Annotated in this window: 26 protein-coding genes; 8 read left to right on the top strand and 18 right to left on the bottom strand. The window is 68.1% G+C overall.

What is annotated here, in order from left to right:
* Positions 1-43: 43 nt before the first annotated feature.
* From VV02_RS01665 to VV02_RS01675, 3 genes are all read right to left on the bottom strand, one after another.
* Entirely contained in the window at positions 44-400 is a 357-nt protein-coding gene (locus VV02_RS01665; protein ID WP_052589432.1) for a hypothetical protein, read from the bottom strand.
* A 225-nt stretch (positions 401-625) separates the two neighbouring features.
* Positions 626-1525 (bottom strand): peptidoglycan-binding protein, encoded by a 900-nt coding sequence (locus VV02_RS01670; RefSeq protein WP_052589433.1) that lies wholly within the window; start codon positions 1523-1525, stop codon positions 626-628.
* Between the two features lie 105 nt (positions 1526-1630).
* Positions 1631-2518: a peptidoglycan DD-metalloendopeptidase family protein gene (locus VV02_RS01675; RefSeq protein ID WP_052589434.1), complete on the bottom strand. Its 888-nt coding sequence runs from the start codon at positions 2516-2518 to the stop codon at positions 1631-1633.
* A 204-nt stretch (positions 2519-2722) separates the two neighbouring features.
* Here VV02_RS01675 and VV02_RS01680 point away from each other — a divergent pair, with 204 nt between their 5' ends.
* On the top strand, positions 2723-3688 hold the full coding sequence (locus tag VV02_RS01680) for an NBR1-Ig-like domain-containing protein (RefSeq protein WP_052589435.1): 966 nt from the start codon (positions 2723-2725) through the stop codon (positions 3686-3688).
* A 3-nt stretch (positions 3689-3691) separates the two neighbouring features.
* Here VV02_RS01680 and VV02_RS01685 read toward each other — a convergent pair whose 3' ends face one another.
* Both VV02_RS01685 and VV02_RS01690 read right to left on the bottom strand, forming a co-directional pair.
* The gene (locus tag VV02_RS01685) at positions 3692-4963 is read right to left on the bottom strand and encodes an ATP-binding protein (RefSeq protein ID WP_052589436.1); all 1272 of its coding nucleotides are present in this window, start codon (positions 4961-4963) and stop codon (positions 3692-3694) included.
* A gap of 85 nt (positions 4964-5048) precedes the next feature.
* Complete coding sequence (locus VV02_RS01690; RefSeq protein WP_052589437.1) at positions 5049-6038, bottom strand: DUF5937 family protein; 990 nt, start codon at positions 6036-6038, stop codon at positions 5049-5051.
* A gap of 60 nt (positions 6039-6098) precedes the next feature.
* Here VV02_RS01690 and VV02_RS01695 point away from each other — a divergent pair, with 60 nt between their 5' ends.
* A complete protein-coding gene (locus VV02_RS01695; RefSeq protein WP_052589438.1) occupies positions 6099-7373 on the top strand; it encodes an MFS transporter in 1275 nt (424 codons plus the stop codon).
* A 231-nt stretch (positions 7374-7604) separates the two neighbouring features.
* On the opposite strand, the gene VV02_RS01700 is transcribed toward VV02_RS01695, so the two are convergent.
* Complete coding sequence (locus VV02_RS01700) at positions 7605-8051, bottom strand: MarR family winged helix-turn-helix transcriptional regulator (protein WP_052589439.1); 447 nt, start codon at positions 8049-8051, stop codon at positions 7605-7607.
* 81 nt (positions 8052-8132) lie between these two features.
* On the opposite strand from VV02_RS01700, the gene VV02_RS01705 reads away from it, so the two are divergent.
* Positions 8133-9152 (top strand): ABC-2 transporter permease, encoded by a 1020-nt coding sequence (locus tag VV02_RS01705; RefSeq protein ID WP_157063219.1) that lies wholly within the window; start codon positions 8133-8135, stop codon positions 9150-9152.
* Positions 9153-9226: 74 nt separating this feature from the next.
* On the top strand, positions 9227-10189 hold the full coding sequence (locus VV02_RS01710) for an NAD(P)-dependent alcohol dehydrogenase (protein WP_052589441.1): 963 nt from the start codon (positions 9227-9229) through the stop codon (positions 10187-10189).
* A 293-nt stretch (positions 10190-10482) separates the two neighbouring features.
* Here VV02_RS01710 and VV02_RS01715 read toward each other — a convergent pair whose 3' ends face one another.
* Positions 10483-10854, bottom strand: coding sequence for a DUF202 domain-containing protein (locus tag VV02_RS01715; protein ID WP_052589442.1), 372 nt, complete (start codon positions 10852-10854; stop codon positions 10483-10485).
* Entirely contained in the window at positions 10851-11213 is a 363-nt protein-coding gene (locus VV02_RS01720; RefSeq protein WP_052589443.1) for a YidH family protein, read from the bottom strand. Before VV02_RS01720 ends, VV02_RS01715 begins: the two co-directional genes overlap by 4 nt.
* 31 nt (positions 11214-11244) lie before the next feature.
* Here VV02_RS01720 and VV02_RS01725 point away from each other — a divergent pair, with 31 nt between their 5' ends.
* Entirely contained in the window at positions 11245-11850 is a 606-nt protein-coding gene (locus VV02_RS01725; protein ID WP_052589444.1) for a GNAT family N-acetyltransferase, read from the top strand.
* Positions 11851-11902: 52 nt separating this feature from the next.
* Here VV02_RS01725 and VV02_RS01730 read toward each other — a convergent pair whose 3' ends face one another.
* The 6 genes from VV02_RS01730 to VV02_RS01755 all read right to left on the bottom strand — a co-directional run bounded on the left by VV02_RS01730 (position 11903) and on the right by VV02_RS01755 (position 17105).
* The gene (locus tag VV02_RS01730) at positions 11903-12517 is read right to left on the bottom strand and encodes a dihydrofolate reductase family protein (RefSeq protein WP_052589445.1); all 615 of its coding nucleotides are present in this window, start codon (positions 12515-12517) and stop codon (positions 11903-11905) included.
* A 154-nt stretch (positions 12518-12671) separates the two neighbouring features.
* Positions 12672-13892: a mechanosensitive ion channel gene (locus VV02_RS01735; RefSeq protein ID WP_157063220.1), complete on the bottom strand. Its 1221-nt coding sequence runs from the start codon at positions 13890-13892 to the stop codon at positions 12672-12674.
* Positions 13893-14198: 306 nt separating this feature from the next.
* Positions 14199-14846: a DJ-1/PfpI family protein gene (locus tag VV02_RS01740; RefSeq protein WP_052589446.1), complete on the bottom strand. Its 648-nt coding sequence runs from the start codon at positions 14844-14846 to the stop codon at positions 14199-14201.
* A 68-nt stretch (positions 14847-14914) separates the two neighbouring features.
* The gene (locus VV02_RS01745) at positions 14915-15376 is read right to left on the bottom strand and encodes a MarR family winged helix-turn-helix transcriptional regulator (protein ID WP_052589447.1); all 462 of its coding nucleotides are present in this window, start codon (positions 15374-15376) and stop codon (positions 14915-14917) included.
* A 12-nt stretch (positions 15377-15388) separates the two neighbouring features.
* The gene (locus VV02_RS01750; protein ID WP_052589448.1) at positions 15389-16468 is read right to left on the bottom strand and encodes an alkene reductase; all 1080 of its coding nucleotides are present in this window, start codon (positions 16466-16468) and stop codon (positions 15389-15391) included.
* Positions 16469-16556: 88 nt separating this feature from the next.
* Positions 16557-17105, bottom strand: coding sequence for a GNAT family N-acetyltransferase (locus VV02_RS01755; RefSeq protein ID WP_052589449.1), 549 nt, complete (start codon positions 17103-17105; stop codon positions 16557-16559).
* A gap of 79 nt (positions 17106-17184) precedes the next feature.
* Between VV02_RS01755 and VV02_RS01760 the strand changes: the two genes are divergently transcribed.
* The 3 genes from VV02_RS01760 (at position 17185) to VV02_RS01770 (ending at position 19679) form a co-directional block, all read left to right on the top strand.
* A complete protein-coding gene (locus VV02_RS01760) occupies positions 17185-18054 on the top strand; it encodes a sigma-70 family RNA polymerase sigma factor (protein WP_052589450.1) in 870 nt (289 codons plus the stop codon).
* A gap of 65 nt (positions 18055-18119) precedes the next feature.
* A complete protein-coding gene (locus tag VV02_RS01765; RefSeq protein WP_052589451.1) occupies positions 18120-18590 on the top strand; it encodes a carboxymuconolactone decarboxylase family protein in 471 nt (156 codons plus the stop codon).
* Between the two features lie 195 nt (positions 18591-18785).
* Complete coding sequence (locus VV02_RS01770; RefSeq protein WP_083449835.1) at positions 18786-19679, top strand: peptidase inhibitor family I36 protein; 894 nt, start codon at positions 18786-18788, stop codon at positions 19677-19679.
* Between the two features lie 83 nt (positions 19680-19762).
* Here the strand turns inward: VV02_RS01770 and VV02_RS01775 are convergent, their stop codons facing one another.
* Genes VV02_RS01775 through VV02_RS01790 form a run of 4 tightly spaced genes read right to left on the bottom strand, consistent with a single transcriptional unit; the run spans position 19763 to position 23823 of the window.
* Positions 19763-20905: an alpha/beta hydrolase family protein gene (locus VV02_RS01775; RefSeq protein ID WP_052589453.1), complete on the bottom strand. Its 1143-nt coding sequence runs from the start codon at positions 20903-20905 to the stop codon at positions 19763-19765.
* Between the two features lie 13 nt (positions 20906-20918).
* Positions 20919-22112: an ABC transporter permease gene (locus VV02_RS01780; protein ID WP_052589454.1), complete on the bottom strand. Its 1194-nt coding sequence runs from the start codon at positions 22110-22112 to the stop codon at positions 20919-20921.
* Positions 22109-22795, bottom strand: coding sequence for an ABC transporter ATP-binding protein (locus VV02_RS01785; protein WP_052589455.1), 687 nt, complete (start codon positions 22793-22795; stop codon positions 22109-22111). The genes VV02_RS01780 and VV02_RS01785 overlap by 4 nt, the downstream gene beginning before the upstream one ends.
* The gene (locus tag VV02_RS01790; protein WP_169787622.1) at positions 22792-23823 is read right to left on the bottom strand and encodes a peptidoglycan-binding domain-containing protein; all 1032 of its coding nucleotides are present in this window, start codon (positions 23821-23823) and stop codon (positions 22792-22794) included. The genes VV02_RS01785 and VV02_RS01790 overlap by 4 nt, the downstream gene beginning before the upstream one ends.
* Between the last annotated feature and the right edge of the window lie 6 nt (positions 23824-23829).

Raw genomic sequence — 23829 nt, forward strand, 5'->3', positions numbered from 1 at the left:
CGTTAGCGGTCGCGCGGGTGGTCTCGCCAGTGCTCCCCGCAACTCAGGTGAAGAACGTGCCGTCGGTGCTGTGGTTGCCGTCGCCAACGATCGCGAAGGCTCGCTTGTCCTCAGGAATGGACAGGTTGCCCGTGCACTTCGGGGTCGTCGTGGTGCCGGAGTGGCTGACCTTCCAGACAGGCCCCGAGCCATCCAGCAGGGTGATGGTGCCCGTGTAGGTGTGGCCCTTCACGAGGCTGCGGACGCAGAAGTTGTCGTGCAGGTCGTCCCAGGTGGCCTGAGCGACGACCTTGCCGCCGACGGTCAGGTTGATCGTGGCGTTGTTCGCGGACGCGGACCCGGCGGCCCCAAAAGTGAGGCCGGCGCCGAGCACGCAAGCCGCAGCGAGAGTGCGTTTCATGTCGATGTCCTTAGAACAGAGGGGATTTGGAGACTGCCGTTCTGGATGAGGACAACCATCCAGAAGCGGTCTACGAGATCCCTACACACTCGCTACATCCACTCCGATCCTTGGTCTCGATACGCCTCCGCTGGCGCTCCGGCTACTCGACCAGCGGTAGGAGTTGGAGGCCCGCCCGGCCGAGACGTGACCCGTATCGGCCGGGCGGGGGACTGGGGGAGGGCGTCAGCTGAGCAGCCGCTTCCAGGTCTCGGCGCCGGGGTAGCCGTCGGCGTCTGCGCCGGTCCAGCCCTGGGCCTTCTGGAAGTCCTGCACGTTGAGCCGCGTGTACTTCGTGAACAGCGTTCCCGCCTGGTAGCCGTCACCGTCGTGATGCTTGACGTACCCCTTGCGGATCAGCCCGTTGTCCAGCGTCTTCACGGCCGCGTGCTTCTTGCCGATCTTGAAGGCCGCCGCACCGGGGTAAGCCGGGATGGTCGAGCCGCCACCGAGCTCTGCGGCCACCTCGCGGTAGAGGTCCTGCCCGCGGTGGTCGACCCAGCTGTGCAGCGGACCACCGGGGCAGTCCGTCGAGGTGTGGTCCTCGTGACCGGTGATCTTGAGCGCCTTCTTCTTGCCGAGCGCCGTGTGGGAGTTGCGGTACAGCCACTCCAGTGACGCCAGCGCAGCGGCCGACGGCTTGGTGGCTCCGTGGATGTGGATCTGCACACCGATGGAGAAGTCGTTCGCGTTGCGCGTGGCGCCGGACTTGAACTCGTACGCCCGCGCGGCGAAGATCTCGCCCGCCTGCGTGATCACGAAGTTGTAGAGGATGCCCGCGTTATTGGGGTCTTCCTTGTGGATCGCGTCGATGTTGCGCGGCGCCTGCGGTCCGTTGATGTTGGCGCCGCTCGCACCGTGGTAGTGCACGACGAAGTGGGTGATCGCGCCCTTGTTGATCGCGGGCGGGCCGCCGGCCTGCCAGCCGGTGAAGCCCCACTCCTTGCGCGGGATGATCCGGTGCGCGGCCTTGGCGGACGACCACTGGGCGGGGCCGGCCACGGCGAACGTGGTGGCGCCGACGGCACCGACTCCGGCGATCTGGAGCAGGCGGCGGCGACTGAGGTTGGAGTCGGTGGTGCTCATGAGGGGGTTCCTTTCAGGGAGACGGGCGGGCGTCGTACGCCGGCGCCCGGGTCGCGGTGCCGAGGACGGGAAGGTTCCCCGGCACCGCGCGTACCGGAATGCGGGTCAGCCCTTCGGCAGACCCTTGACGCCCTTGCTCTTCAGGAAGTTGTGGCCGTTGATCTGCTTGCCGTTCTGGCGGACCTCGAAGTGCAGGTGCTGACCGCTGGAGTTGCCCTGGTTGCCGACCTTGACGAGGGTCTGGCCGGCCGTGACCTTGGTGCCCTTCTTGATCGAGCCCAGGTCGCGCTGGTACCAGTGCGCGTAACCGATGCGGATGCCGTTGCCGCAGTTGACCCAGAAGTAGTTGGTCGAGCCGGTGACGCCGTACGCGTTCTTGTTCGCGTAGTTCCAGTTGATGTCGACCAGGTCGACGGTGCCGGTGCAGGCGGACTTGAACTTGCCGTTGAAGCCGGAGTAGTCGATGGCACCGTGGTAGCGCCCGCTCGGGTAGGTCATGCCGGCCGTGATCACAGCGGTCGACGGGACCGGCGAGGCCCACTTGCCGCCCGAGGGGGGCGGGGTGCTGCCGCCACCGATGCGGTGACCGGCGTTCTCGTTGTAGACCGCGGCGGGCAGCTTGCCCTTGGCGCCCGGCTTGACCGTCGCGGACTTGCCCGAGTAGCCGGAGTTGAAGTAGATCGTGACGGACTTGTTGGTCTTGTTCCAGAAACCGCCGGCCGCGTTCTTGACGCACTTGCCCTTGCCGCCGCCGGCGCTCTTGAAGTCGTAGCAACCCGGCTGCTTGGCGCCGTAGTCGCTGACGGAGCCGGTGAAGTCCGACCACGAGCCCTTGAGGTTGGAGTTGAAGTTCAGGCAGAACTCGCCCGTGTCGCACTTGCCGTTACGTGAGGCCGCGTCGGCCTGCGACGTGAGGGCCAGGCCGGTGAAGGTGCTGGCGGTCAGGGCCAGCACTCCGAGGCCGGTGACCGCGCCGCGCTTGGAGATACGCATCGATCTGTCCTTTCGCTTGGTGCCCGGCCGTTCGACCACGTCGGGCTTGGTGACAACGCTGGCGGTCTGATGTGTTGTCCGGCAGGTTTGGCTCCCTCCTGACACCATCGGACGACATAAGACGCCGGATCTACGGGGGAACACGAGCCGTGTCAGACGCGTCAGATCCGCGGAATCAAGCCCATCTGACAGTGAGGTAGGACCGTGACCAGCGATCGCTCAGTGGCCATCGACGCGTTCGTCGAGCGACTCGTACGGATCCGCGAAGAGGCCGGGCGCCCCTCCTTCCGGACGATGGCAGCTCGGTCCGGCGCCATCTCGCACGCGACCCTCCACGACGCCGTTCAGGGCACCCGGCTGCCGTCGTGGGAGACCACCGTCGAGTTCGCCCGGGCGTGCGGCGTCGACCCACAGGACCTCCGCTCGGACTGGGAGCAGGCCGAGGCGGTCATCCGCCCCGTCGAGGAGTCCCAGCCCGTCGCTGATGCAGAGGCCGGTACGCCTCCCGCACCTCTCGAGGTCGCCTCGCCTCCGATCTCGGAACCGCTCCCCGTGGTGTCACCCGAGCCGAAGCGGTCCGCGTCCTGGACCGCCCTCCTTGTCGGAGCCGGTGCGGCCGCGGCCGTCACGCTCGCGGCGGTCATCGCGATCCCAGCGCTCAACAACGACAGCGCCCGACCCAGCGCCTCCGGCACGCCGACGATCACGGGAGAGGCCGCGGCGGCGTACATCATCGCTCCCGCGAGCGTGCCGACCACGACGGTCGCCAAAGGCTGTCCGGGCAACGCGCGACCGCCGCGCCAGCACACGGCGCGGGTGAGCGGCGACCAGAGCAAGTTCGTGAAGGACGTGACCGTGCCCGACTGCTCCACCCAGCCGCGTGGTCAGTCGGTCGTCAAGACGTGGCAGTTCAAGAACACCGGCACCGTGGAGTGGAAGAACCGCTTCCTGCACCGCATCAACGTCTTCGAAGGCTCACCCGGCTGTCGGGCGCCTGAGCGAGTGGCGATCCCGGACACCATGCCGCGCGCGACCGTCAACGTGTCCGTGACGATCGCGACGCCGAACAGTCCGGCGACCTGCTTCGCGCGGTGGATGCAGACCGACCGCGAGGGCAACTTCAGCTTCCCGATGCAGCGGCCGTACTACTACACGTTCTTCGTGAAGTAGCGCTCAGGGAGCTATGAGGCCCAGCGGAACGACTCCAATGCCATCGCGGCGCCGATAGGCACTGGTGCCCGTGTTCACGATGATCGTGTCCAGCACTCTTTCGCCGAGTTGCTCGGTTAGCCATCGAAGGTGCTTGGTGTCCTGGTCGGTGATGGTCGAGGCGAGCTTGATCTCGATCGCCAGCACCTTGCCATCGTCGCGGATGACGACCAGGTCGATTTCGCGGTCGCCATTGCGCGTGCGTAGATGACCCACTGTGGCATCCGCCGCCTGAGCCGGCACCCGCAGACACAGCGTTGCCAACGACTCGAAGAGCCGCCCCAGCATCGATCCGGCCTGTGGGCCGAGTGGCGTGCCGTGGCCCTCGAGCAGTGAGTCGGTAGACAGTCCGAGCAAGCGCACAGCGAGGGCCGGATCGGCCAGGTGGTGCTTCGGCACCTGCGCGAGCCGAGCCAAGGGACTGCCTGTCGGTTGCCACGCCGGCACGGGGTCCAGCAACCAGAGTTGAGCGAGCGCATCTCGGTAGGCAACGCTCGTGGCACGCGATGGCTTGTCATTCTGCCCGGGGGTCGCAGAGTCGAGCAGGTTGGAGTAGCTCGACGTCGACGAGGTCGCCGCAGCGTATGCGCGCAGCCAGGCGAGCATCGCCTCCGGTTTGCGCACCGCCAGTCCCATTTCGGGCACGTCGCGGTCGACCGCGTTGCGCACGTACGAGTTGAGCTGAAATCGGAGGGCGCGCGCGCTCAGTGCTCGCATACCCGGATAGCCCGACCGCACGATCTCCTCAACGTAGTCAGCCAGCCGAAGATCGCATTGCCCGTCGAGCTCTGGCCGCTGCCCGGACAGCAGGTCATTCACGCTGATCATCGGATCGGTGACTCCACGTTCAGACAGGGTCATAGGACGCATCCGGAGGCGGCCGATCCGACCAGCGCCGGAGTGCGCAGTCGCCCCTGGCGCCGGGCTCGCACTGCCGACCAGGAGGAATTGACCGCCCGTCGAGTCCTCGTCGACTGCGCGCCGAACGACGTCCCACACCTCAGGCACCTTCTGCCACTCATCGATGAGCAGCGGTCGCACCCGTCGTAGAGCCAATTCTGGGTCTGCCTGGATCGCCTCGCGGTTCGACTTGGCGTCGAGCTTGAGAAGCCCGTCAACATGCTGTTCGGCGGTCGTCGTCTTGCCCACCGCTTTGGGACCATCGATCGCGATCGCCGCGATCTGCGCGAAGAGGTCGTCGAGTTCGTCATCGATGATGCGACGGGCATAGTCCATGGCTCAAACCATACAATTAGCAGGCTCCGAACTGAACAATTAGCAGGAGATGAACCGGTCTTATCGCAGAATCGCCACCGATCGATCAGCCGAGCAGTGCGTCGCCTCGGGCGGTCCGTGCGTACAGGACGGACCGGCCGGTCCGGTGAGGTGCGACGAGACCGGCGCGGGCCAGCTTGTGCAGCTGCGTCGACACCCCGCCGGCGGCCAGCCCGGTCCGAGAGGCGATCTCCAACGTGGTCGCCGGGCTGTCCAGCAGCGTGATGATGCGGGCTCGCGTCTCGCCCAGCGCCGCGGCCAGATCGGCGTTGTCGCTGGGAGCGCTCCAGAGCGTGCCGATCCCGCGGACGGGGTAGCGGATCACTGGCACCCACGGCTCCACCGTCTTGAGGTAGAGGCTCGGCCACGCGAACGCGGATGGCACGAGCACCAGCCCACGACCGTCCAGGGTGCGACGGCGACCGTGCTGGCCGATGCTGCGGATGGTGATGTGCAGCTCGCCGGAGCCGGCATCGAGACTCAGGTCCGGATGGATGTCGGCGAACATCGCGGCCGGTCCGCGCTCGGTGAGCATGCGCGCCCGGTAGTGGATGTCGGACTCGAGCAACCCGCGCAGACGTGGCCAGGTCGGCGCGAGCGCGCGGTCCCAGTACCCACGCAGGTGCTCCATCGCAAAGCCGAGCTCCCGCCGTGGCGCGCGGAGCATGGGAGCCAGCCCGACTGGCACCTGATCGCCGAAAACCTCTCGTAACTCACGGCGTACGACATCTGCCGGAGTTCGCCGCACCTCGTCGAGCTCGTCGTCGATCGCCGTCAACGGCGAGAGCGGCGTCGGCGCGAGGAAACCCGGCAGGTGGCTGGGCGGGCCTGCGGTCAGGTCACGCGCGGGCGCCATCCGGCGGTCGGTCAGGAGGGCGTCGTCCCGGTGCTCGGCCAGCCACGGCATGTGGATCGCGTGACCGGACGGGCGAGTGAGCGTGCGGATCGAGGCGAGCAGCTCCCACGCCGGCGAGATCGCCCAACGGAGCAGGCTCAGGTCGGTGGTGTCGATGGCCAGGGTGATCGTGGGGGCCATGAGGATTCACCTTAACGTGAATCCATTGAGCGGCTCGGGCGATGCGCGGACGCTGCCGTCATGACCGATGTGATGACACCCCTGCCTCTTGCCGAGACCCGTGATCGGCGGCGCTACCTGACGGCGTCCGGGGTAGCGCTGTGGGGCGCGCAGATGGGCCAGGTCGCCGTGCCGCTCATCGCCGTGTCCGCCCTGAACGCCGGCGCGAGCGGCGTCTCCCTGCTGAAGCTCGCGCTCACCGTGCCCTTCGTCGTCCTCGGCCTGCCGGTCGGCGCGTGGCTGGACCGCGTACGACGTCGCCCGGTCATGATCGGCGCTGACCTGGTCCGGGCGGCCGCCTTGATCACCATCCCGATCGCGGACCGGCTCGACCGATTGACGATGGTCCACCTGTTCGCCGTCGTGGTGGTGCAAGGCGTCGCCACGGTGTTCTTCGACCTCGGCACGCAGAGCTTCGTCAAGGACCTGGCACCCGGTGCGCATCTCGCCCGGACCAACGCCCGGCTGGCCACGATCACGCAGACCGCGCTCATCGGCGGGCCACCGCTCGCGGGCTGGGCGGCGGGGCTGCTGTCCGCGTCAACGGTCCTCGTGGTCATGGCTCTCGGGTACCTCTGGTCAGCGGCCTGGCTCGCCACGGTGACGACGGCCGAGCAGCCCCGCGACGACGTACCCCGCCGGCATCTGGCACGCGAGATCCGGGAGGGTGTCGCGTTCGTCGTACGCCAGCCCGTCCTGCGAACGGTGGTCATCGCCGGGTCGATGGTCAACGTCGGCAGTGCGGGTGTCATGACGTTGGTGCCGGTGCTCGCGCTGAAGCAGCTCGGCTGGAGCGAGTCGGAGCTCGGCGCGTTCCTCGGAGCCGGCGGAGTCGGCGGGCTGGCCGGCGCGCTGTGCGCGGTGCGGCTCGCCGATCGGCTCGGGGCTGGTCGTGCGGTGCTGCTGGTCGGGATCGCGGTCGCGCCGCTGGCGCTGACCATCCCGCTGGTCGGTGCGCCCGTGCCCGGGCCGGTCGCGGCGCTCGGATGGGCGGTCGTGCTGTTCAAGATCGGGTTCGACTCGGTGCTGATGATGACGTTCCGTCAGCAGGCCACTCCGTCGGGTTTGCTGGGGCGGGTCAACGGCACGATGCGGGTGCTCTTCACTGGCGCGGTCGCGCTCGGGGCTGCCGCTGCCGGAGTGCTGGCGTCGACCGTCGGGATTCGTTGGGGGCTGGGCGTTTCGGCCGCGTTCCTCGCGTGCGTCTGGGTGCCGATCGCTCTGTCGCCGGTACGCCGCATGAAGGCCCCTCGCCGATGTCGCCTAGCGCTGGGGCCCGGTAGACCGACCGCGTAGGAGCCCTTGGCGCGCACTGAGTGTCGACTCACTCGAGGGGCTGACCCGGCGCCACTGCATATCAGGTGGCGAATGCAGCGAGCCGAATCGTTTGCTCCTGCAACGTGACTCGCTTCCTCGAAGGTGACTCTCGTCCAGGGGAGTCATCCTCGACGTAGGGAGTCAACTGGCGTTGGTCTCGATACGGCTCGCCCTGGGGGCTCGCCTACTCGACCAGCGGTATGCGCGGACCTACTCGACCGGCGATGTGTCGACCGGCGGGGCCGTGTTGTAGCGGTGGAGGAGGTCGACGAACTGGTCCACCTCGTCGTCACTCCAGCCCTCGACGCGCCGGCCGACCGACTCGAGCCAGGTGGCGCTCGCCGTCGCCAGCACCTTCCGCCCCTGCGGTGTCAGCTCGAGGAGCTGGGCCCGCCGTTCACCCGCGAGCGCACGGCGCGTGATGAGCCCGCGACGCTCGATCGCCGCCACCTGACGGCTGGCCGTCGACTTGTCGATCTGCAGCTCCTGCGCGACGTCGACCATGGTCGCCCGCTCGTGCGCATCCACCGCACTGAGCAGGGTCGACTCGGCGAATGTGATGTCGGGGACGCGTTCGCTCCACTCGCGCCGTAGCCGTCGCGCGACCTCACGCAGCTCGACGCGCAGGTCCTCCAGCGTGCTGTCCCGATTGGTCATGTGATCATTATTGTGCTAAAAGTTGTATATAGCAACTTCTAGCAGTGAGGATCACGAGTGACCGGCCAGCAGCCCGTACCCATGAGGACCGTTCTGTCCCACATCGCCGTCCCGGTTCTGATGGGACTGGTGATGGCCGTGGCCTACCTGGGCGGCTTCCACAAGCCGGCGCCGCACGACATCCCGCTCGCCGTCGTCGGCCCGACGCAGCAGGTGCAGCCCGTCGCCGACAACCTGCAGCGCGCGCTGGGAGACGGCGTCGACGTACGGATCGTCCCGACGGTCGATGAGGCCACGCGGCAGCTGCAGCACCTCGACCTCTCCGGCGCGTACGTCCCCGGCACGGCCTCCGCCGAGATGCTCAGCGCGTCCGGTGCCTCCGACACCACCCGCAGCGTCGTCAACCAGATCGGCTCCGCGGCCGCGCTCAAGCAGGGCGTCCCGCTCAAGACGGTCGATGTCGCGCCCGTGACCGCGAACGATCCCGTCGGGCAGAACGGCTTCTTCTTCCTCGTCGCGCTCACCGTCGGTGCGTACGCCACCTCCATCGCCATCGGCGCCGCCGCCTCGAGTCACCCGATGCGTCGCCGCGCCGCACTCGCCGCCGGTGCTGCCGTCGTCATCCCGACGCTGTCGCTCGCGATCGCCCGGTTCGGCTACGGCATGTTCGCCGACAACCTCACCGCGGTCTGGGGCATCTCGGTTCTGTACGCCGCCGCGATCCTGTTCATCGGCGTCGGCCTGCACCCGGTGATCGGACGGTTCAGCACGTTGGTCTACTCGGCGGTGTTCGTCGCGCTCAACTTCACCAGCAGCGGCGGCGTCTTTGCGCCTGAGCTGCAGCCGACGTTCTTCGGCTGGCTGCACTCGTTCTGGATCGGCGCCGGCTTCATCGACTCGGTGCGCCGGATCATGTACTTCCCGAACGTCGGCATCGGCGGCCTGGTCGCGATCCTGATCGGCTGGTTCGCACTCGGCCTGGCCTGCCTCGCCCTCGGCAACGCGGTCGAGCACCGTCGCGCTCTGGCCGCTGCACCCGCCGAGGAGTCCGCGCTCAGCGCCGAGACCCTCGAAGAGCTCGAGGAAGACGTCGCCGTCTGAGCAACAGGGTGCGGCTCGACCAGCGCGGGCGCACACTCTGAGGGAGGGCATCCGCCCTCCCTCAGGGGGCAGCCATGAAGGCAGCAGTCAGTCATAGGTACGGCCCGCCCGATGTCGTCCGGATCGAGGACGTGCCGACACCCACGCCGGCGGCCGACCAGGTGCTCGTCCGGGTGCACTCCGCGGCCGTCACGATCGCGGACGCGCGCATCCGCGGCTCGAACTTCCCGGCCGGAATGACAGCCGGAGCGCGCTTGGTGCTCGGCGTACGCAGACCTCGCCTCCACGTCCTCGGCAGCGCCTTCTCCGGTGTCGTGGACGCGGTCGGGACCGACGTCACGGCCTTCGCGGCGGGCGACGAAGTGTGCGGGATGACGCCGTTCCGGATGATGGGGGCGCACGCCGAGTACGTCGTCGCCCCCACCGCGCGGGTCGTCCGCAAGCCCGCGGACGTCACGCACGACGACGCGGCCGGCGTGCTCTTCGGCGGCACCACCGCGTTGGGCTACCTGCGCGGCAAGGCTGCCGTACGCCGCGGGCAGTCCGTGCTCGTCAACGGAGCCTCGGGTGCGGTCGGGACCAACGCCGTACAGCTCGCCAAACGCCTCGGTGCCAGGGTGACCGCACTAACCAGCGCGCCGAATGCCGCGCTCGTCGCGAGTCTCGGCGCGGACCGCGTGATCGATTACGCCGCAACGCCGCTCGCAGAGATCACCGACCGCTTCGACGTCATCATCGACACCGTCGGCAACGTGTCGCCCGCGGCCTGGAAGGCGTTGCTCGCTCATCACGGCGTGCTGCTGCTCGTGGTCGCCAACCTGGTCAACACGATCCGCGCTCGCGGCAACGTGAAGACCGGCACGGTGCCTGAGCGAGCCGAGGAGTTCGAAGAGCTGCTCCGACTCGTCGCGTCGGGTGAGCTGACGGTCGTGATCGACCAGGTGCTGCCGCTCGATCAGATCGTCGCAGCCCACGAGCGCGTCGACTCCGGCCACAAGGTCGGCAACCTGATCGTCCACCCACCGCTGGTCGAGTAGCCGGAGCGCCAGCGGACGCGTATCGAGACCCGGTGACCGCGTGCACCTGGTCTCGATACGGCTCGGCTAGCGCCTCGCCTACTCGACCAGCGGAGTGGCATGGCGTGCGATGAGAAGCGCAACCTTGTTGTAGATATGTACAACCACGTTGAGCTTCTCCACGGGACCCCTGTCCGCTCCCGCTGGTCGAGTAGCCGGAGCGCCAGCGGAGGCGTATCGAGACCCGGCGACCGCGCCCCTGGTCTCGATACGGCTCGGCTAGCGCCTCGCCTACTCGACCGGCGGGGTTGGTGTCAGAGGAGGAGGACGACGGCTAGGCAGCCGAGGCCGCAGATGACTGCCCCGGCGGCAGCCGCGGCGATGTGCACTCCTTGGGCGCCGTCGAGTGGCGCCGCGGGCGGACAGTCGGCACACGTCGTACCCGCCGCTGCACGCATCCGGGCCAACGCGTCGCGCCCACGAGTTCGAGCACTGAGCCCCAGCGCCGCGGACCAGAGGAGCCCAAAACCTCCGACTACCAATGCGATTGGCGCACCCGCGACCGCGCCGACCCGCAGCGCGCCCAAGGAGGCGACGGCCACGGAGAGAGACGTACGCCGCCACGCGAGGGCCGTACGCTCCGCCTGCATCCCTCGGTCGGGGATGGCGTGCCCGGAGCCGGTCACGAGATCAAGGCGCCCAGCCCGAGCAGCAGACCCGCGAGCGCGACGGCCCCCGCGAGCAACGGCTTGAACATTGACGACGGCAACGGCTGACCCGCGCGCATCGCCCGCTCCGAGCCGGCCCAGCCGAACCATGCCAGCAGAGCCGAACCGATACCCGAGAGCACGAGGATGACCGAAGCCGTCGCGCGCAGGTGAGGCTCGATGTCGAGCTCGACCGCCTCGATCGCGACACCGGCCGCCATCAGGGCGAGCGCCGTGCGGATCCAGGCGAGGAAGGTCCGCTCGTTGGCGAGGCTGAACCGCGGGTCCGGCTCCTCACCGACCTCGAACACTCCGCCGGGCACGCGTCGCTGCTGCACGGGCCCATCCTCACAGACCTAGGCTGGCCAGATGAGCACTGCTGAGGGTCAGCTGCGGATCGTGCCGGCGAACGAGGCCGACTGGTCCGACCTCGAGGCCATCTTCGGCACCAGCGCCCAGCCCGCCCGGTGCTGGTGCCGGCGCTTCAAGCTGCAGCCCGGCGAGTCCTTCGGTAACACGCCGGCCGAGGTTCGAGCCGACCACCTACGGCAGCAGACCGCCTGCGGTGACCCGGATGCACCGGTCACGTCCGGGATCGTCGCCTACCTCGACGACGAGCCCGTCGGATGGTGCGCGGTCGAGCCACGTCCGGAGTACGACGGCCTGGTCAGAGTGTTCCGCGTGCCGTGGGATGGTCGTGACGAGGACAAGTCCGATGCCGGCATCTGGGCAATCACCTGCCTGCTCGTACGCCGAGGTCACCGCCGCCGCGGTGTGAGCCGGGCGATGGCGGCGGCCGCGGTCGACTTCGCTCGTGAGCGTGGCGCGCGGGCGTTGGAGGCGTACCCGATCACCACGACCGCCGTCATCCAGGATGAGCTGCTCGTCGGCACGGTGCCGACGTTCGCCAATGCTGGACTGGCCGTCGTCCACCAGCCGAGCAAGCGGCGCGTGGTCATGCGAATCGACTTCTGAGACAGGGGTTTTCGGCGCACCGGGTCTCGATACGGCTCCGCTGGCGCTGCGCCTACTCGACCAGCGGTGGACGACCCCAGGTCACGTGGGTGACGTGCGGGGTCGTACGACTCGCGACGGGCACGAGCCGCACGTCGGGCACGTCGCCGAAGACGCGGACGCCCTCACCGATCGTGAACGGTGCGATGTGCAACCGCAGCTCGTCGAGCAACCCGGCGGCGAGGTATTCGTTGACCGTCGTCGCGCCGCCCGTGATCGCCACGTCGCGATCGCCGGCGGCCGCGCGCGCCTGCTCCAGCGCGGACTCGATGCCGTCGGTGACGAAGATGTACGTCGTGCCGCCCTCCATCTCCAGCGGTTCGCGTGGGCGATGGCCGAGCACGAAAACCAGTGAGTGGTAAGGCGGGTCGTCGCCCCACCAGCCCTTCCAGCTCAGGTCCCAGTCGCCACGATCAGGCCCGAACATGTTGCGTCCCATGATGTGCGCGCCCGCATCGGTGATCGCTGCGACCTCGTCGGCGTTGTCCTCGGCGTGCTCGAACATCCAGGTGTGCAGCCGCTCCCCGACCTTCGGACCGAACGGATGCTCCCGCGACTGGTCGTGCCCGGCGGCCACGCCGTCGAGCGACACGGACAGGTCAGCGACAAGACGAGGCGCAGTGGTCATGCGTTCGAGTCTGCTCCGATACGCGTCCCCGGGAGGCCCGTCCGCGGGATGCCCGTCCGAAATCTTGGGTGGGCGGTCCACCGGTGACTGAGGTCGTACGACGAAGGGGCGCCGAGCCGAAGCCCGACGCCCCTCCCTCGTTCGCCTCAGCCGGTCAGCTGGACTTGCCGTCCTGCAGCTTCTGGAGCTGACGGGCAGCCGCGTCGCGGCCACCGAGCCCGAAGGCGAGCGCCGCAGCGGCTGCGCCACCGACGACGATCGCACCGAACGCGAGGTTGACGATCGAGTCCGCCAGGCCCATGTACTTCAGACCCATCGCGACGAACAGCGCGATGGTGCCGTAGCGCACGATCTGCGCCGTCTGACCGGTGCCGATCGTCTTGGCCAGCAGGTTGGCGATGAAGACGCCGACCACGATGACGACTGCGCCGAAGAGCACCTTGCCGCCGAGTGCCAGCACCGTGTTGAGGATGTTGGTGATCTCGGGGAAGTTGAGCATCTTCGTCGCGGCGATCGCGAAGAACAGCACGATGGCGACCTGGGCGACCTTCGCACCGATGGCCGCGACGTCGCGGCCGCCGGCCTCGACGCCGAGGCCCTCGACGGCGCGCTGCACACCGAAGCCGCGCAGCACCGACTCCAGCAGGTTGCCGACGATGCGGGCGATGACCACACCGATCGTCAGCAGGATTGCCGCACCGAGGATGGCCGGGATGGCATCCAGGATCTTGGTCAGCATGTCGGTAGCCGGCTCCGAGATCGCTTTGATACCAAGGGCATCGAACGCCGAGATGGACACGACTGCGAGGACGACGACGAACAGGATCTGACCGACGAGGGTCGAGATGCGCAGCTGGCCCGCACCACCCGTCGAGGTGTCACCGACGCGGCTTGCACCGTCCGTGCCCTGGGCCACATCGCCGCTCACACCGGCGACCTCAGCGGACGCCTTCTGGTTGAGCTTGTCGGCGAACCGGTCCACGTTGGCTGCTTGCAACGCCGTGACGACGAGGTCGCGGACGATCTTGGCGAGCACGAAGCCGATGAAGAAGATCAGGCCGGCGGCCAGGATGTTCGGGATCGCGCCGAGGACGTCGTCGAGCATGCCCTGGATCGGCGTGACGGCTTCGTTCAGCTTGAACACGTTGAGCACGGCGACGAGCCCGAACAGCCAGATGACGAGGGAGCCGATCGACCCAAGCGATGCTGCGAGGGTCTCGCCGTCGGTCTGACGATTGAGGAAGGACACCTTCTGCAGGACCTTGCTGAGGAGGTTCTTGACGACCTTGGCCAGGATCCAGGTGACGATCAGGATGACGACGGCGGACACAACTTTGACGGTCATGCCTGACCAGTCGAAGTCATTGGTACTCACGATGAACTCCGTTCACTGGGCGGTGTCCGAGACACGCGGACCAGTGGCACGAGCACACTCGGCCGCCTCCACAGGTCTCGGACCGTGGAGTCGCGGTCACGCTCGGCGCCCACGGCTGGGCAAGCGCGCAGACCGCGATTCGAACCGATGAATTGCCAGGTATCTCCCGGATTCACGGCGGCCAGCATGGCAGTGCCCTGTCCCGCATACGTTTCACCAGATATGTGATGAACATCACAATTACGGCCACCTGGAGACCCGGTACGGTGCCCCGCCGACAGCTCCGCCGCTCGACGTCCAGCGTCGTTATGCGGGCCGCTGACGGGCGGCGAGCTCGTACGCCGCGGCCAGGTCTCGTACGTCCTCGGTCGCCTTGGCCGGCGACCCGGAGTCGAAGGGTGGCTGGGGGTCGTACTCCGTCCAGAGCTGCACGGCTTGCGCGATGCGTCGGTCGGCGATCAGCTCGACGAGGCGCAGGGCCATGTCGATCCCGCTGGACACACCGGCAGCGGTGATGATGCGCGAGTCGAGCTCCTCCACGACGCGTTCCTCGGTCGGCGTGGCTCCGAACATCTCCAGTGCCTTGAGGTGCCGGTAGTGCGTGGTCGCCCGGAGGCCCTTCAGCAGACCGGCAGCAGCCAGCACGATCGAGCCGGAGCAGACGGAGGTCGTCCAGCGGGCGTGCGGATGAACTTCGTTGAGCCAGGCCGGAATCCGGCCCGTCAGGTTGTCGATGGTGCCGGGACCGCCGGGCACGACGATGACATCGGGCGCCGGCGCCTCGGACAGGCTGACGGCCTGGAGCTGGAGCAGGTGCAGGTCGTCCCAGACCGGGCCAGCCTCAGCGGCCGCGAACACGACCTCGACACCCGGCGTGCAGGCCAGCATCTGGTAGGGCCCAACCACATCGAGAGCGGTGAACCGGTCGTACAGCGGGATCACAACGGTCGTCATGAACGGCAGTCTCGGACGCCGCAGGAGAGGCCACGCGCACCCGCGGGAGGCATGTCCGAAAACTTGGGTCAGCAGTCCAACGGACCTATGTCAGCCCGCAGGTTCAGCTCGAGCTTGCGCGCGAGAGCGACGAACTGGGCGCGTTCCTCGGCGGTCGCGCCGGCGTCGGTCAGCTCCTCCAGCCGCGCCCACATCGCATCGACCCGGCGCTCCAACGCGCGCCCCGCATCGGTGAGGCTGACCACCGTGACGCGGCCGTCCGTCGTACTGCGCGCTCGTGTCACCAGGCCCGCATCGGCCATCCGCTTCACCGACTTGGCAATGGTGGAGTGGTCCAGCCCGAGGGTCCGGCCGAGCGCGTTCTGCGACTGGCCGTCGTTGTCCCAGAGCTGCATGAGCATGATCTCCTGGCCGGGGAACAGGCCCATCTCGCGCAGCATCGAGGCGGCGAGCGCACGGTGCGTGCGCGCCAGCCCGAAGATCGCGAAGCCCACCGGGTAGCGCTCCCCGGCCGAGAGATCATCGGTCACGCGTGGTTCCTCTCAAGCGGTCGCCAGCGTGGGGTAGTCCACGTAGCCCTCGTCGCCCCCACCGTAGAACGTCGCCGGGTCCGGCTCGTTGAGGTCAGCGCCGCTGCGCAGCCGCTCGGGTAGGTCCGGGTTCGCGAGCGCCCACGCGCCCACGGTGACGACGTCCGCGAGTCCGGCGTCGATGTCATCGGCGATGGCGTCGAGCTCTCGGCCGGGTCGGTTGACCAGCAGCGCTGTCGGCCACAGTTCGCGAATCTCCTTGAGCAGCAACTCATCTCCGTGGTGCAGGAGGTGGAGGTACGCCGGCCTCAGGGGTGCGATCTCACTGATCAGGTGCCGGTACGTCTCCCGCCCCGTCTCGCCCTCGTCGATGCCGGCGTGGTCCACGCCACCCTCTGCCGAAGCGGGCGACAGGCGGAGTCCGGTCCGCTCGGCACCAATCTCCTCGACCAGTGCACGAGTGACCTCGATCGCGAATTGGGCTCTTGCTGAAGGAGATCCGCCGTACTCGTCGGTGCGGTGGTTGGAGCCCTCGGCGAGGAACTGCTGGACGAGGTAGCCGTTGGCGCCGTGGATCTCGACGGCGTCGGCGCCCGCCTCGACCGCGCGTGCCGCAGCACGGCGGAAGTCCTCGACCGTCGTGCGCACCTCCTCGGTGGTCAGCGCCCGCGGCTCTGGGATGTCCTGCATCCCGGTGCCCGTGAACATCTGCGCTCCCGGTGCAATGGCCGACGGCGCGACCGGCTGGCGGTGGTGCGGCGTGTTGTCCGGGTGGGACATCCGGCCCGTGTGCATGAGCTGGATGGCCAGGTGACCACCCGCGTCGTGGACGGCGTCCGCGACAGCCCGCCACCCGCGTACGTGCTCGTCGGTATAGCTGCCGGGTGTGAGCAGGTAGCCCTGCCCGTCGTCATTCGGTTGCGTGCCTTCGGTGATCAGCAGGCCGAGCGAGGCCCGCTGGGCGTAGTAACGCGGCGCGGACGGCCCGGGTGTGCCGTCGGGCAGGGCGCGGTCGCGGGTCATCGGTGACATGGCGAGACGGTGGGGCAGCTGCATCGTGCCCACTGTCGTGGGGTTCCAGAGCGTGGTCATGGTGGGTTCCTCTCGGATTTACGTTGCCGGCCACCAGGTATATCGGTGGTCGGCCACGCAATATTCCCGAGGGCGGCAGGCCGGTCCGTCAGCGCGGGTGCAAAGTCACGCCGTCGTCCCAGGGAGCGAGCTTTTGGAAGAGCTGCTCGTCGTGCCATCGGCCGCCGACGTGAGTGTGGCGCCGCGCCAGCCCGACCCGCTCAAAACCGTTGCGTTCCAACACTTTTGTCGAACGAGGGTTGTCCGCACGAGTGAACGCGTCGACCCGATGCAGCTGGAGCACGTCGAACGCCTGCCCGAGGATCTGCTCGACCGCTCGACTGGCGAGGCCGCGACCCAGGTGGCTCGCGCCGAGCGAGTAGCTGAGGAATGTCGACCTCAGGGGACCCAGCACGATGTTGTTCAGCGCGACCCGGCCGGCGACCACCCCGTCGTGGACGATCACGCATGGCCACACCCGTCCGGCCTCGTGCTCGGCGAGCGTCCGTCCGATCCGCTCCCGCTGCCCTTCGGCGGTGAAGTACTCCTCGTCGTGGGCCGGCAGCGACGCCTGCAGGTGATCGCGGCTGGCGTCGAGCAGGGCCGCCAGGTCCTCGGCGTCGCTCAGCTGCAGCAGTCGTACGCGCACGTCGTTCACGAAGGCTCCCAGGGTTGTTACGTCTGCCGCTCGCGACCCGTCATCCCCATGACAGGACTCGTTCGAGGAAGGTAATCACATGACTGAGGACGCCCTGGCAAGAGCCTTCGAGCTGCAGCGCGGGCGCCTGGTGGCGGTGGCGTACCGGATGCTCGGCTCGCGAGCCGACGCCGAGGACGCGGTGCAGGAAGCCTGGCTGCGACTGGCGCGCCAGGACTCGGCCGCGATCGACAACCTGGCCGGCTGGCTGACCACGGTCGTCGGTCGGGTCTGCATCGACACGCTGCGCTCGCGACGGGCCAAGCCAGAGGCGTCGTACGACGACCGCCTGCCTGAGCTCATCGTCACCGAGGTCGACGGCGAAGGTCCCGAGGACGACGCGCTGCTCGCCGAGTCCGTCGGCCTGGCGCTCCTCGTGGTGCTGGACACGCTGCGGCCCGCGGAGCGGCTGGCGTTCGTGCTGCACGACATGTTCGGGGTGCCGTTCGAGGAGATCGGTCAGATCATCGGCAGGTCCACGGACGCGAGCAAGATGCTGGCCAGCCGAGCCCGTCGCAAGGTGCAGGACTCGCACCGACCGTCCGATGAGCCGAGGCAGCAGCGGGCGGTCGTCGACGCGTTCCTGGCGGCCTCGCAGGCGGGCGACTTCGAGGGGCTGCTGACGGTGCTCGACCCGGACGTGGTGTGGCGCGATCACAGCACGCGTGGCGTCGTCGTACGACTCGGGGCGACCGAGGTCGCGACGCGAGCCCAGCGCGGTGCGCACTCGACGGTGACCGGGCGTCCCGTGCTCGTCAACGGTGAGCCCGGGGTTGTCGCGTGGGCGGCGAACGGCACGCCGGTGAGCGTCATGGCGTGCACCGTGGTCGACGGTCGGATCGTGGAGATCGTGTCGATGCGCGACCCGGAACGCCTTGCGGCGATGGACATCCCGGGTCGGCCGGCCTGAGTGTTACGTCGGCGCAAGCGGTCTCGTCATGGAGGTGACAGCACACCTCACCAAGGGAGATCGTCATGCAGACCCGACTCGACCCGCTCGGCACCGACCTCGGACCGAAGTTCGCCAAGTACCTCGTCTCAGCGCACTCCGCCCTGGTCCGCTCGACCATGCCGACCGCCACGCTCGAGCTGGTCAACATCCGCGTGAGCCAGATCAACGGATGTGGCGGCTGCCTGGACATGCACACCAAGGAGGCCGCCGCGGCGGGCGAGACGGCACTGCGGATCAACCTCGTCGGCGCCTGGCGAGAGACGACCGTCTTCACCGAGGCGGAGCGGGCGGCGCTGGAGCTCGCGGAGCAGGGCACCCGGCTCGCGGACGGCATTGGCATCACTGACGACGCGTGGGCGTACGCCGCCACGTTCTACGACGACGAGCAGCTGATGGCGCTCGTCGCGCAGATCGCGCTCATCAACGCCTTCACCCGACTCAACGTGATGACTCAGCAGCGCGGCGGCAGCTACGTCGCCGGCCAGCTCGGCTGATCTGGCTCGAAAGCCACTGTCAATCAACGGAATTCACGCCAGATGTGGCGAATCGGACGAGGCGCGAGGGCTCCAGGCCCCGCGCCTCGTCTCACATTGCGAGACGGGGGAACGGGTTGCCTCGAGCGGCGGTCAGAGGCGGGCGAAATGACTTCCTGACAGGCCAATACCACTCTTAATGAAGGGGATTCGGGGATGAACATCTCTAAGCGACGGTCCGCAGCACTGGTTGGAATCGCAGCAGTAGTGGCGACTTCTGCGGCGGTGATGATCGCTCCGCAGTCGCACGCCGCCGAGCGTGACGGATCGTGCAACACGGGCGAGCTCTGCTACTTCTTCAACAGCAACGAGCAGGGGTCGGTGTCCGACTTCCGTTCGTCCGTAGGCAATCTCGGCGACTCGCAGCCATCGTGCTTCGAGTTCAAGGGTGGCGGCAACGGCAAGGGCAAGTGCGTGAAGAACAACGCGGCCTCCGTGTGGAACCGCACGTCGAAGCCCGTAACCGTCTACTTCAACAGCTCGTACGCCGGCGACAGCCAGACGATCGCCGCCGGCTCGAAGGCCAACCTCAAGCCCGGCCTCAAGAACAACAATGCCTCGCATCAGATCGGTGGCTCCTCCACACCCGGCGGCGGTGGCGGCCACTCCGGTGTCAACGGTCCGATCTCGCGCAGCGAGGTCCTCAGCCGAGGTATGGACTGGGTCCGCATCAACGTGCCGTACAGCATGGACGGCTACCACAACGACCGGAACGGGAAGTCGTACCGCACGGACTGCTCCGGCTTCGTCTCCATGGCCCTGCACGTCTCGCAGAGCTACAGCACCGTGAGCCTGCCCGACATCCTGCAGCGGATCAGCTGGAACGAGCTCAAGCCGGGCGACGTGGTCGGCACGCTGGGCGCCGGTACGGGCGGGTCCGACGGTCACGTCGTGCTGTTCAACGGCTGGGCGAACTCCTCGCACACGAGGTTCAAGACGCTCGAGGAGCGCGGCCACGGCCACGGCTCGATCTCGTACGAGCGCGAGATCAACTTCCCGGTGGGCAGCCACTACGCCAAGCCCTACCGCTACAACCACATCACCAACTAGCCGTCACCGTGAGAGTCCCCGGCCGGGTCATCCGGTCGGGGACTTTCGCGATGGCACGTGACCCAGCGAGTGACCGGCAGCTGTCAGCGTCCGTCAACCGTGAGGTCCACCGATGGCACACCGTCCGGTCGGCGCTTGCCGGTCAAGACGTCGTCCGCGGACATGTCACCTCTGAGGAATCGGTCGACGTACGCCGTGATGTAGGTCGTCGCAACCTGTCGCTGCTCCGTCTCCGAGAGCTTGCGGACGTCCTTGGCGTCGGACTCGCTGGTGGTGCACTGGTGCGGTCCGGTTGCGGGGGAGTCGTCGGTGGCTCGTGGTCGCCCCCCTGACGGCGACCACGAGGTGTTGAAGAAGTTGTGATTGGCACCCGGCACCGTGACCTTCTCGATGCGTGCCTTGCTCCTGCCCCGAGCAGCATTGAAGTACGCCTCCGAGGTCACGTACGGACTGATCGCGCCGTCGCAGCTGCCGATGATCGTCAGGAGGGGCAGGCTGGTGATCGGATCGACGCGGCCGTCGGCGCCGTTGGTCGTCGGGGCCAGGCCGAGCACTGCTTTGATCTGCACGCCGTGCGGCCACTCCTTGCGGTGCCGGTCGGACGCCTGCTCCATGACGGCTTGGCCACCGCGCGAGTGACCGATCGTGGCCACGTCCGTCATGTCGACATGGTGGGCGAAGTCGACGGCGGCCGGCTTGCCTGTCGTGGCGTCGACAAGCTTCCCGACGAGCGGTGAGTGGCCGGTTGCCGAGAGCTGCTGCCAGAGCTGCAGCTGCTTGTTCAGCAGTGCGCGCCTAGCGTCGTAACCGTCACCGTTCTCGGTCTCGTTGATGCCGTTGGCGCTGATGGACACCACGATGTAGCCGCGCTTCGCCAGGTGCTCGCCGAGGTAGTCGTAACCCCGAAAGCTGTCGATCTGGGCCACGCCGGGCGGGCAAGGCCACTGCGCTCTCTGGCCCTCCTTGACGCAGGCGGTCCAGGCGCCGTGCAACATCATCACCATCGGATGCGCTTTCGTACCAAGGTCTTTCGGATAGTGCACGACTCCGGCGAGCTCGATCGCGTTCCTGAAGCCGGGCGGCTTGAAGGCCGTGTTGCCGAGGTTGTACGTCGCCGTTGCGACTTCCGCGCTCTGCTGCGCCGGCGGATCGGCGTCAGCCGAGCACGCACTCATGGTGCCTGCTGCCAACGCTGCGACGACGCACCATCGGGTGAGGTGGGACATAGGTCTCCTAAGGTCAGGGCGCGGCGAGCGCTTCGGTGGGAGTCAGACGGGATGCCCGGATGGCGGGGTAGACGCCGGCGAGAATCCCGACGCCGATGGCTGCACCGAAGCCGCCGGCGACCGCACCGAGCGGCACCTCCGCGGGCCAGCCCTGGGTGGCCGCATATCCGGCGCTCGCCAGGACGCCGATCAGAATTCCGGCGCCTCCTCCGAGACCGCACAAGACCACGGACTCGATGAGGAACTGGCCGCGAATCTGACCGCGGTTCGCTCCGAGTGCTCGGCGCAGGCCGATCTCCCGTTTGCGCTCCAGGACAGAGATCACCATGGTGTTCGCGACGCCGACGCCGCCCACCAGCAGGGCGACTCCGGCCAGCCCGAGGAAGAGCGTGGAGAACGCCGACTCCGTCAGCTTCTTCGCAGCGAGCGCGTCCGACGCACGGCTGACCATGGCTCGTCCGGGATCGTCGGGGAGCACGGTACGGGGCAGCACGGCGCGTACGTCGTCGAGATAGCGCTCGTCCGCGCGGACGTACAGCACGGTCGGGTGTCCGTCGAAGCGCAGTTCGGTACGCGCCGCGTCCCAGCCGACGAGGACCGCGGCGTCGATGTCGGGGGCGAGCGGCATCGTGTTGAGGACGCCGATCACGCTGAACCACCGATTGTTGATCCGCACCATCGGTGCCGCCTCATGCGGTCGCAGCTCGGTGATGCCGAGCCTGGTGGCGGCTGTCGATCCGAGCACCACGGTGGGGAACTTCTCGGTCGCCGAGGAGAGGTAGGAGCCGGCGTGCATCGACCCGTGCAAGGTGGTCAGCAGGTCGGTCTTCGCGGCCAGAACCGCCACACCGGAGGTGTCGTCCTCGTCGATCCGATCGGATCTGCGGACAGTCGCGTGCGTGTTGGCGACCGCGCTGACGCTCTGGACGGGAGCGATCCGTCGCGCCATGCCGATGGATTCCTCGGACAGCGTGACCGGGTCGTTCGGGTCCAGATCCGGTTGAACCGTCAGCAGATTCGTGCCGAGCGAGTCCAGCTGAGTCATCAGTGCGCGCTGACCGGAGGCCGGGACGCCGATCACCATGATCATCGTGGCGATCCCGATGGAGATCCCCAGTGCGGAGAGCACGGCACGCATGGGGCGCGTACGGACGCGTTGCAGGCCGAGCCGCAGCAGGTCGCCGGATGTCAGCCTGACCGGGTTCATCGTGCGTCTGCCAACGTGTCGGTCACGATCCTGCCGTCGCGCAGCCGGACCGACCGAGGCGTACCGGCCGCGATGTCGAGGTCGTGAGTGATGATCGCGATCGTGGTGCCCTCGGCGTTGAGCTCGTTGAGCAGCTCGAGGACGGCCTGCCCATTGGCGGTGTCCAGCGCACCCGTGGGCTCGTCGGCCAGGACGAGCGAGGGCTCGTTGACCAGGGCGCGGGCGATCGCGACCCGCTGCTTCTCGCCACCGGACAGCTGGTTCGGGAGGTGTCCGAGCCGCGCGGAAAGCCCTACGCGAGCTAGGGATTCGCGAGCGAGACTGCCACGCTTCGAGCCGGGAATGCCGGCGTACAACAAGCCTGTGGCGACGTTCTCGATCGCGGTGAGGCCCTCGGTGAGGTGGAACTGTTGAAAGACGAAGCCGATGGTGCGGGCTCGCAGCGCGGACAGCTGACGGTCTGAGAGCTCGGCGATGTCCTGACCGTTCAGGCGGACGGTGCCCGCGCTCGGGCGGTCCAGTGTGCCCATCAGGTGGAGCAGGGTGGACTTGCCCGAGCCCGATGGGCCGACGATGCTCAGCAGCTCACCGGTCTCGATCGTCAGCGAGACGTCGTCGAGTGCGAGTACGCCGCCCGGATAGCTCTTGCTGACGTGGTCCATCTGCAGGACGGGGCTGCTCATGAGGTCACCTCGACGCGCTGGCCGGCGGCCACTCCCTTGCCGCTGATCTCCACCATGCCCTTCGCGAACAGACCGGTCTGGATCGCGAGCAGATGGGTGGCACCACCCTGCTGGATCTCGATGCCGTACCCGCCGTCGCGCAGGGCCAGGAGGGCGCCGATGGGGACCGCGAGCACCCCACGCTTCGTCTCGGTGGTCACGGAGACCTGAACGGGTGCCGAGTCGAGGTCTTTCGCCTCGCCCGGCTTGCCCAGCGTGACGATCGCCTGCACCTTGACCGGTGCCTGCTGGTCCGGCGATCCGGACGAACCCTTGTCGCTGGCGGCGTTGCGGTTGATCTCGCGCACGGTGCCCGCCGTCGTCGTGCCATTGGGCAGAGTCACCGTGACCTTGGTGCCTGGTTTGACCAGACTCGCCTGGAACAGGTCGACCGCCATGGTCACGGACTTCACGGTGCCGGTGACCGACATGAGCGGACCGTTGGCGGAGTCGCCGACACTCGCGCCGACGGACTCGACCCGCACCTTGCCGGGCTGCACCACCACGTCAGCGGGGTCGATGGCCCCGGTCTCGGGGAGCCCCAGCTGATGCTGCCACCGCTTGACCGAGGCCGCCGTGGCCTCGGTGAAGTGGTCGCCTTTCGTGCCGTAGCCGAGGGCCGCCAGGTTGTCGATGATGACGCGGACGTCCGGGCCCTCCATCGGCTGGTGACCCGGCTGGGCCTCGAGCTTGCGGTACATCGGGATCGAGCCGAAGAACAAGACGACCGGTTGATTGTTGACCTTGTAGAGCGGTGCACCCCGATCCACGCTCGTGCCGCTGGCCGGCAGCCAGGTGAGGGTGCCCGCTTTGCGGCCCTTCAGGTCGCGCGCGAGCCCATAGCCGAGGCTCCCCGGGAACTGCTGGGTGTCGGACAGGTCGGTCCTCGTGACCTCCGTGGTCTGCGCAGCAGCGGGAGCGGAGTCGGCGGCCGCTCTCGGTGCGGCGAGACGGGTGTAGGCGACAATCCCGATCGTCGCGACGATCAAGAGGGC

The organism is Luteipulveratus mongoliensis, assembly GCF_001190945.1.
Lineage (GTDB): Bacteria > Actinomycetota > Actinomycetes > Actinomycetales > Dermatophilaceae > Luteipulveratus > Luteipulveratus mongoliensis.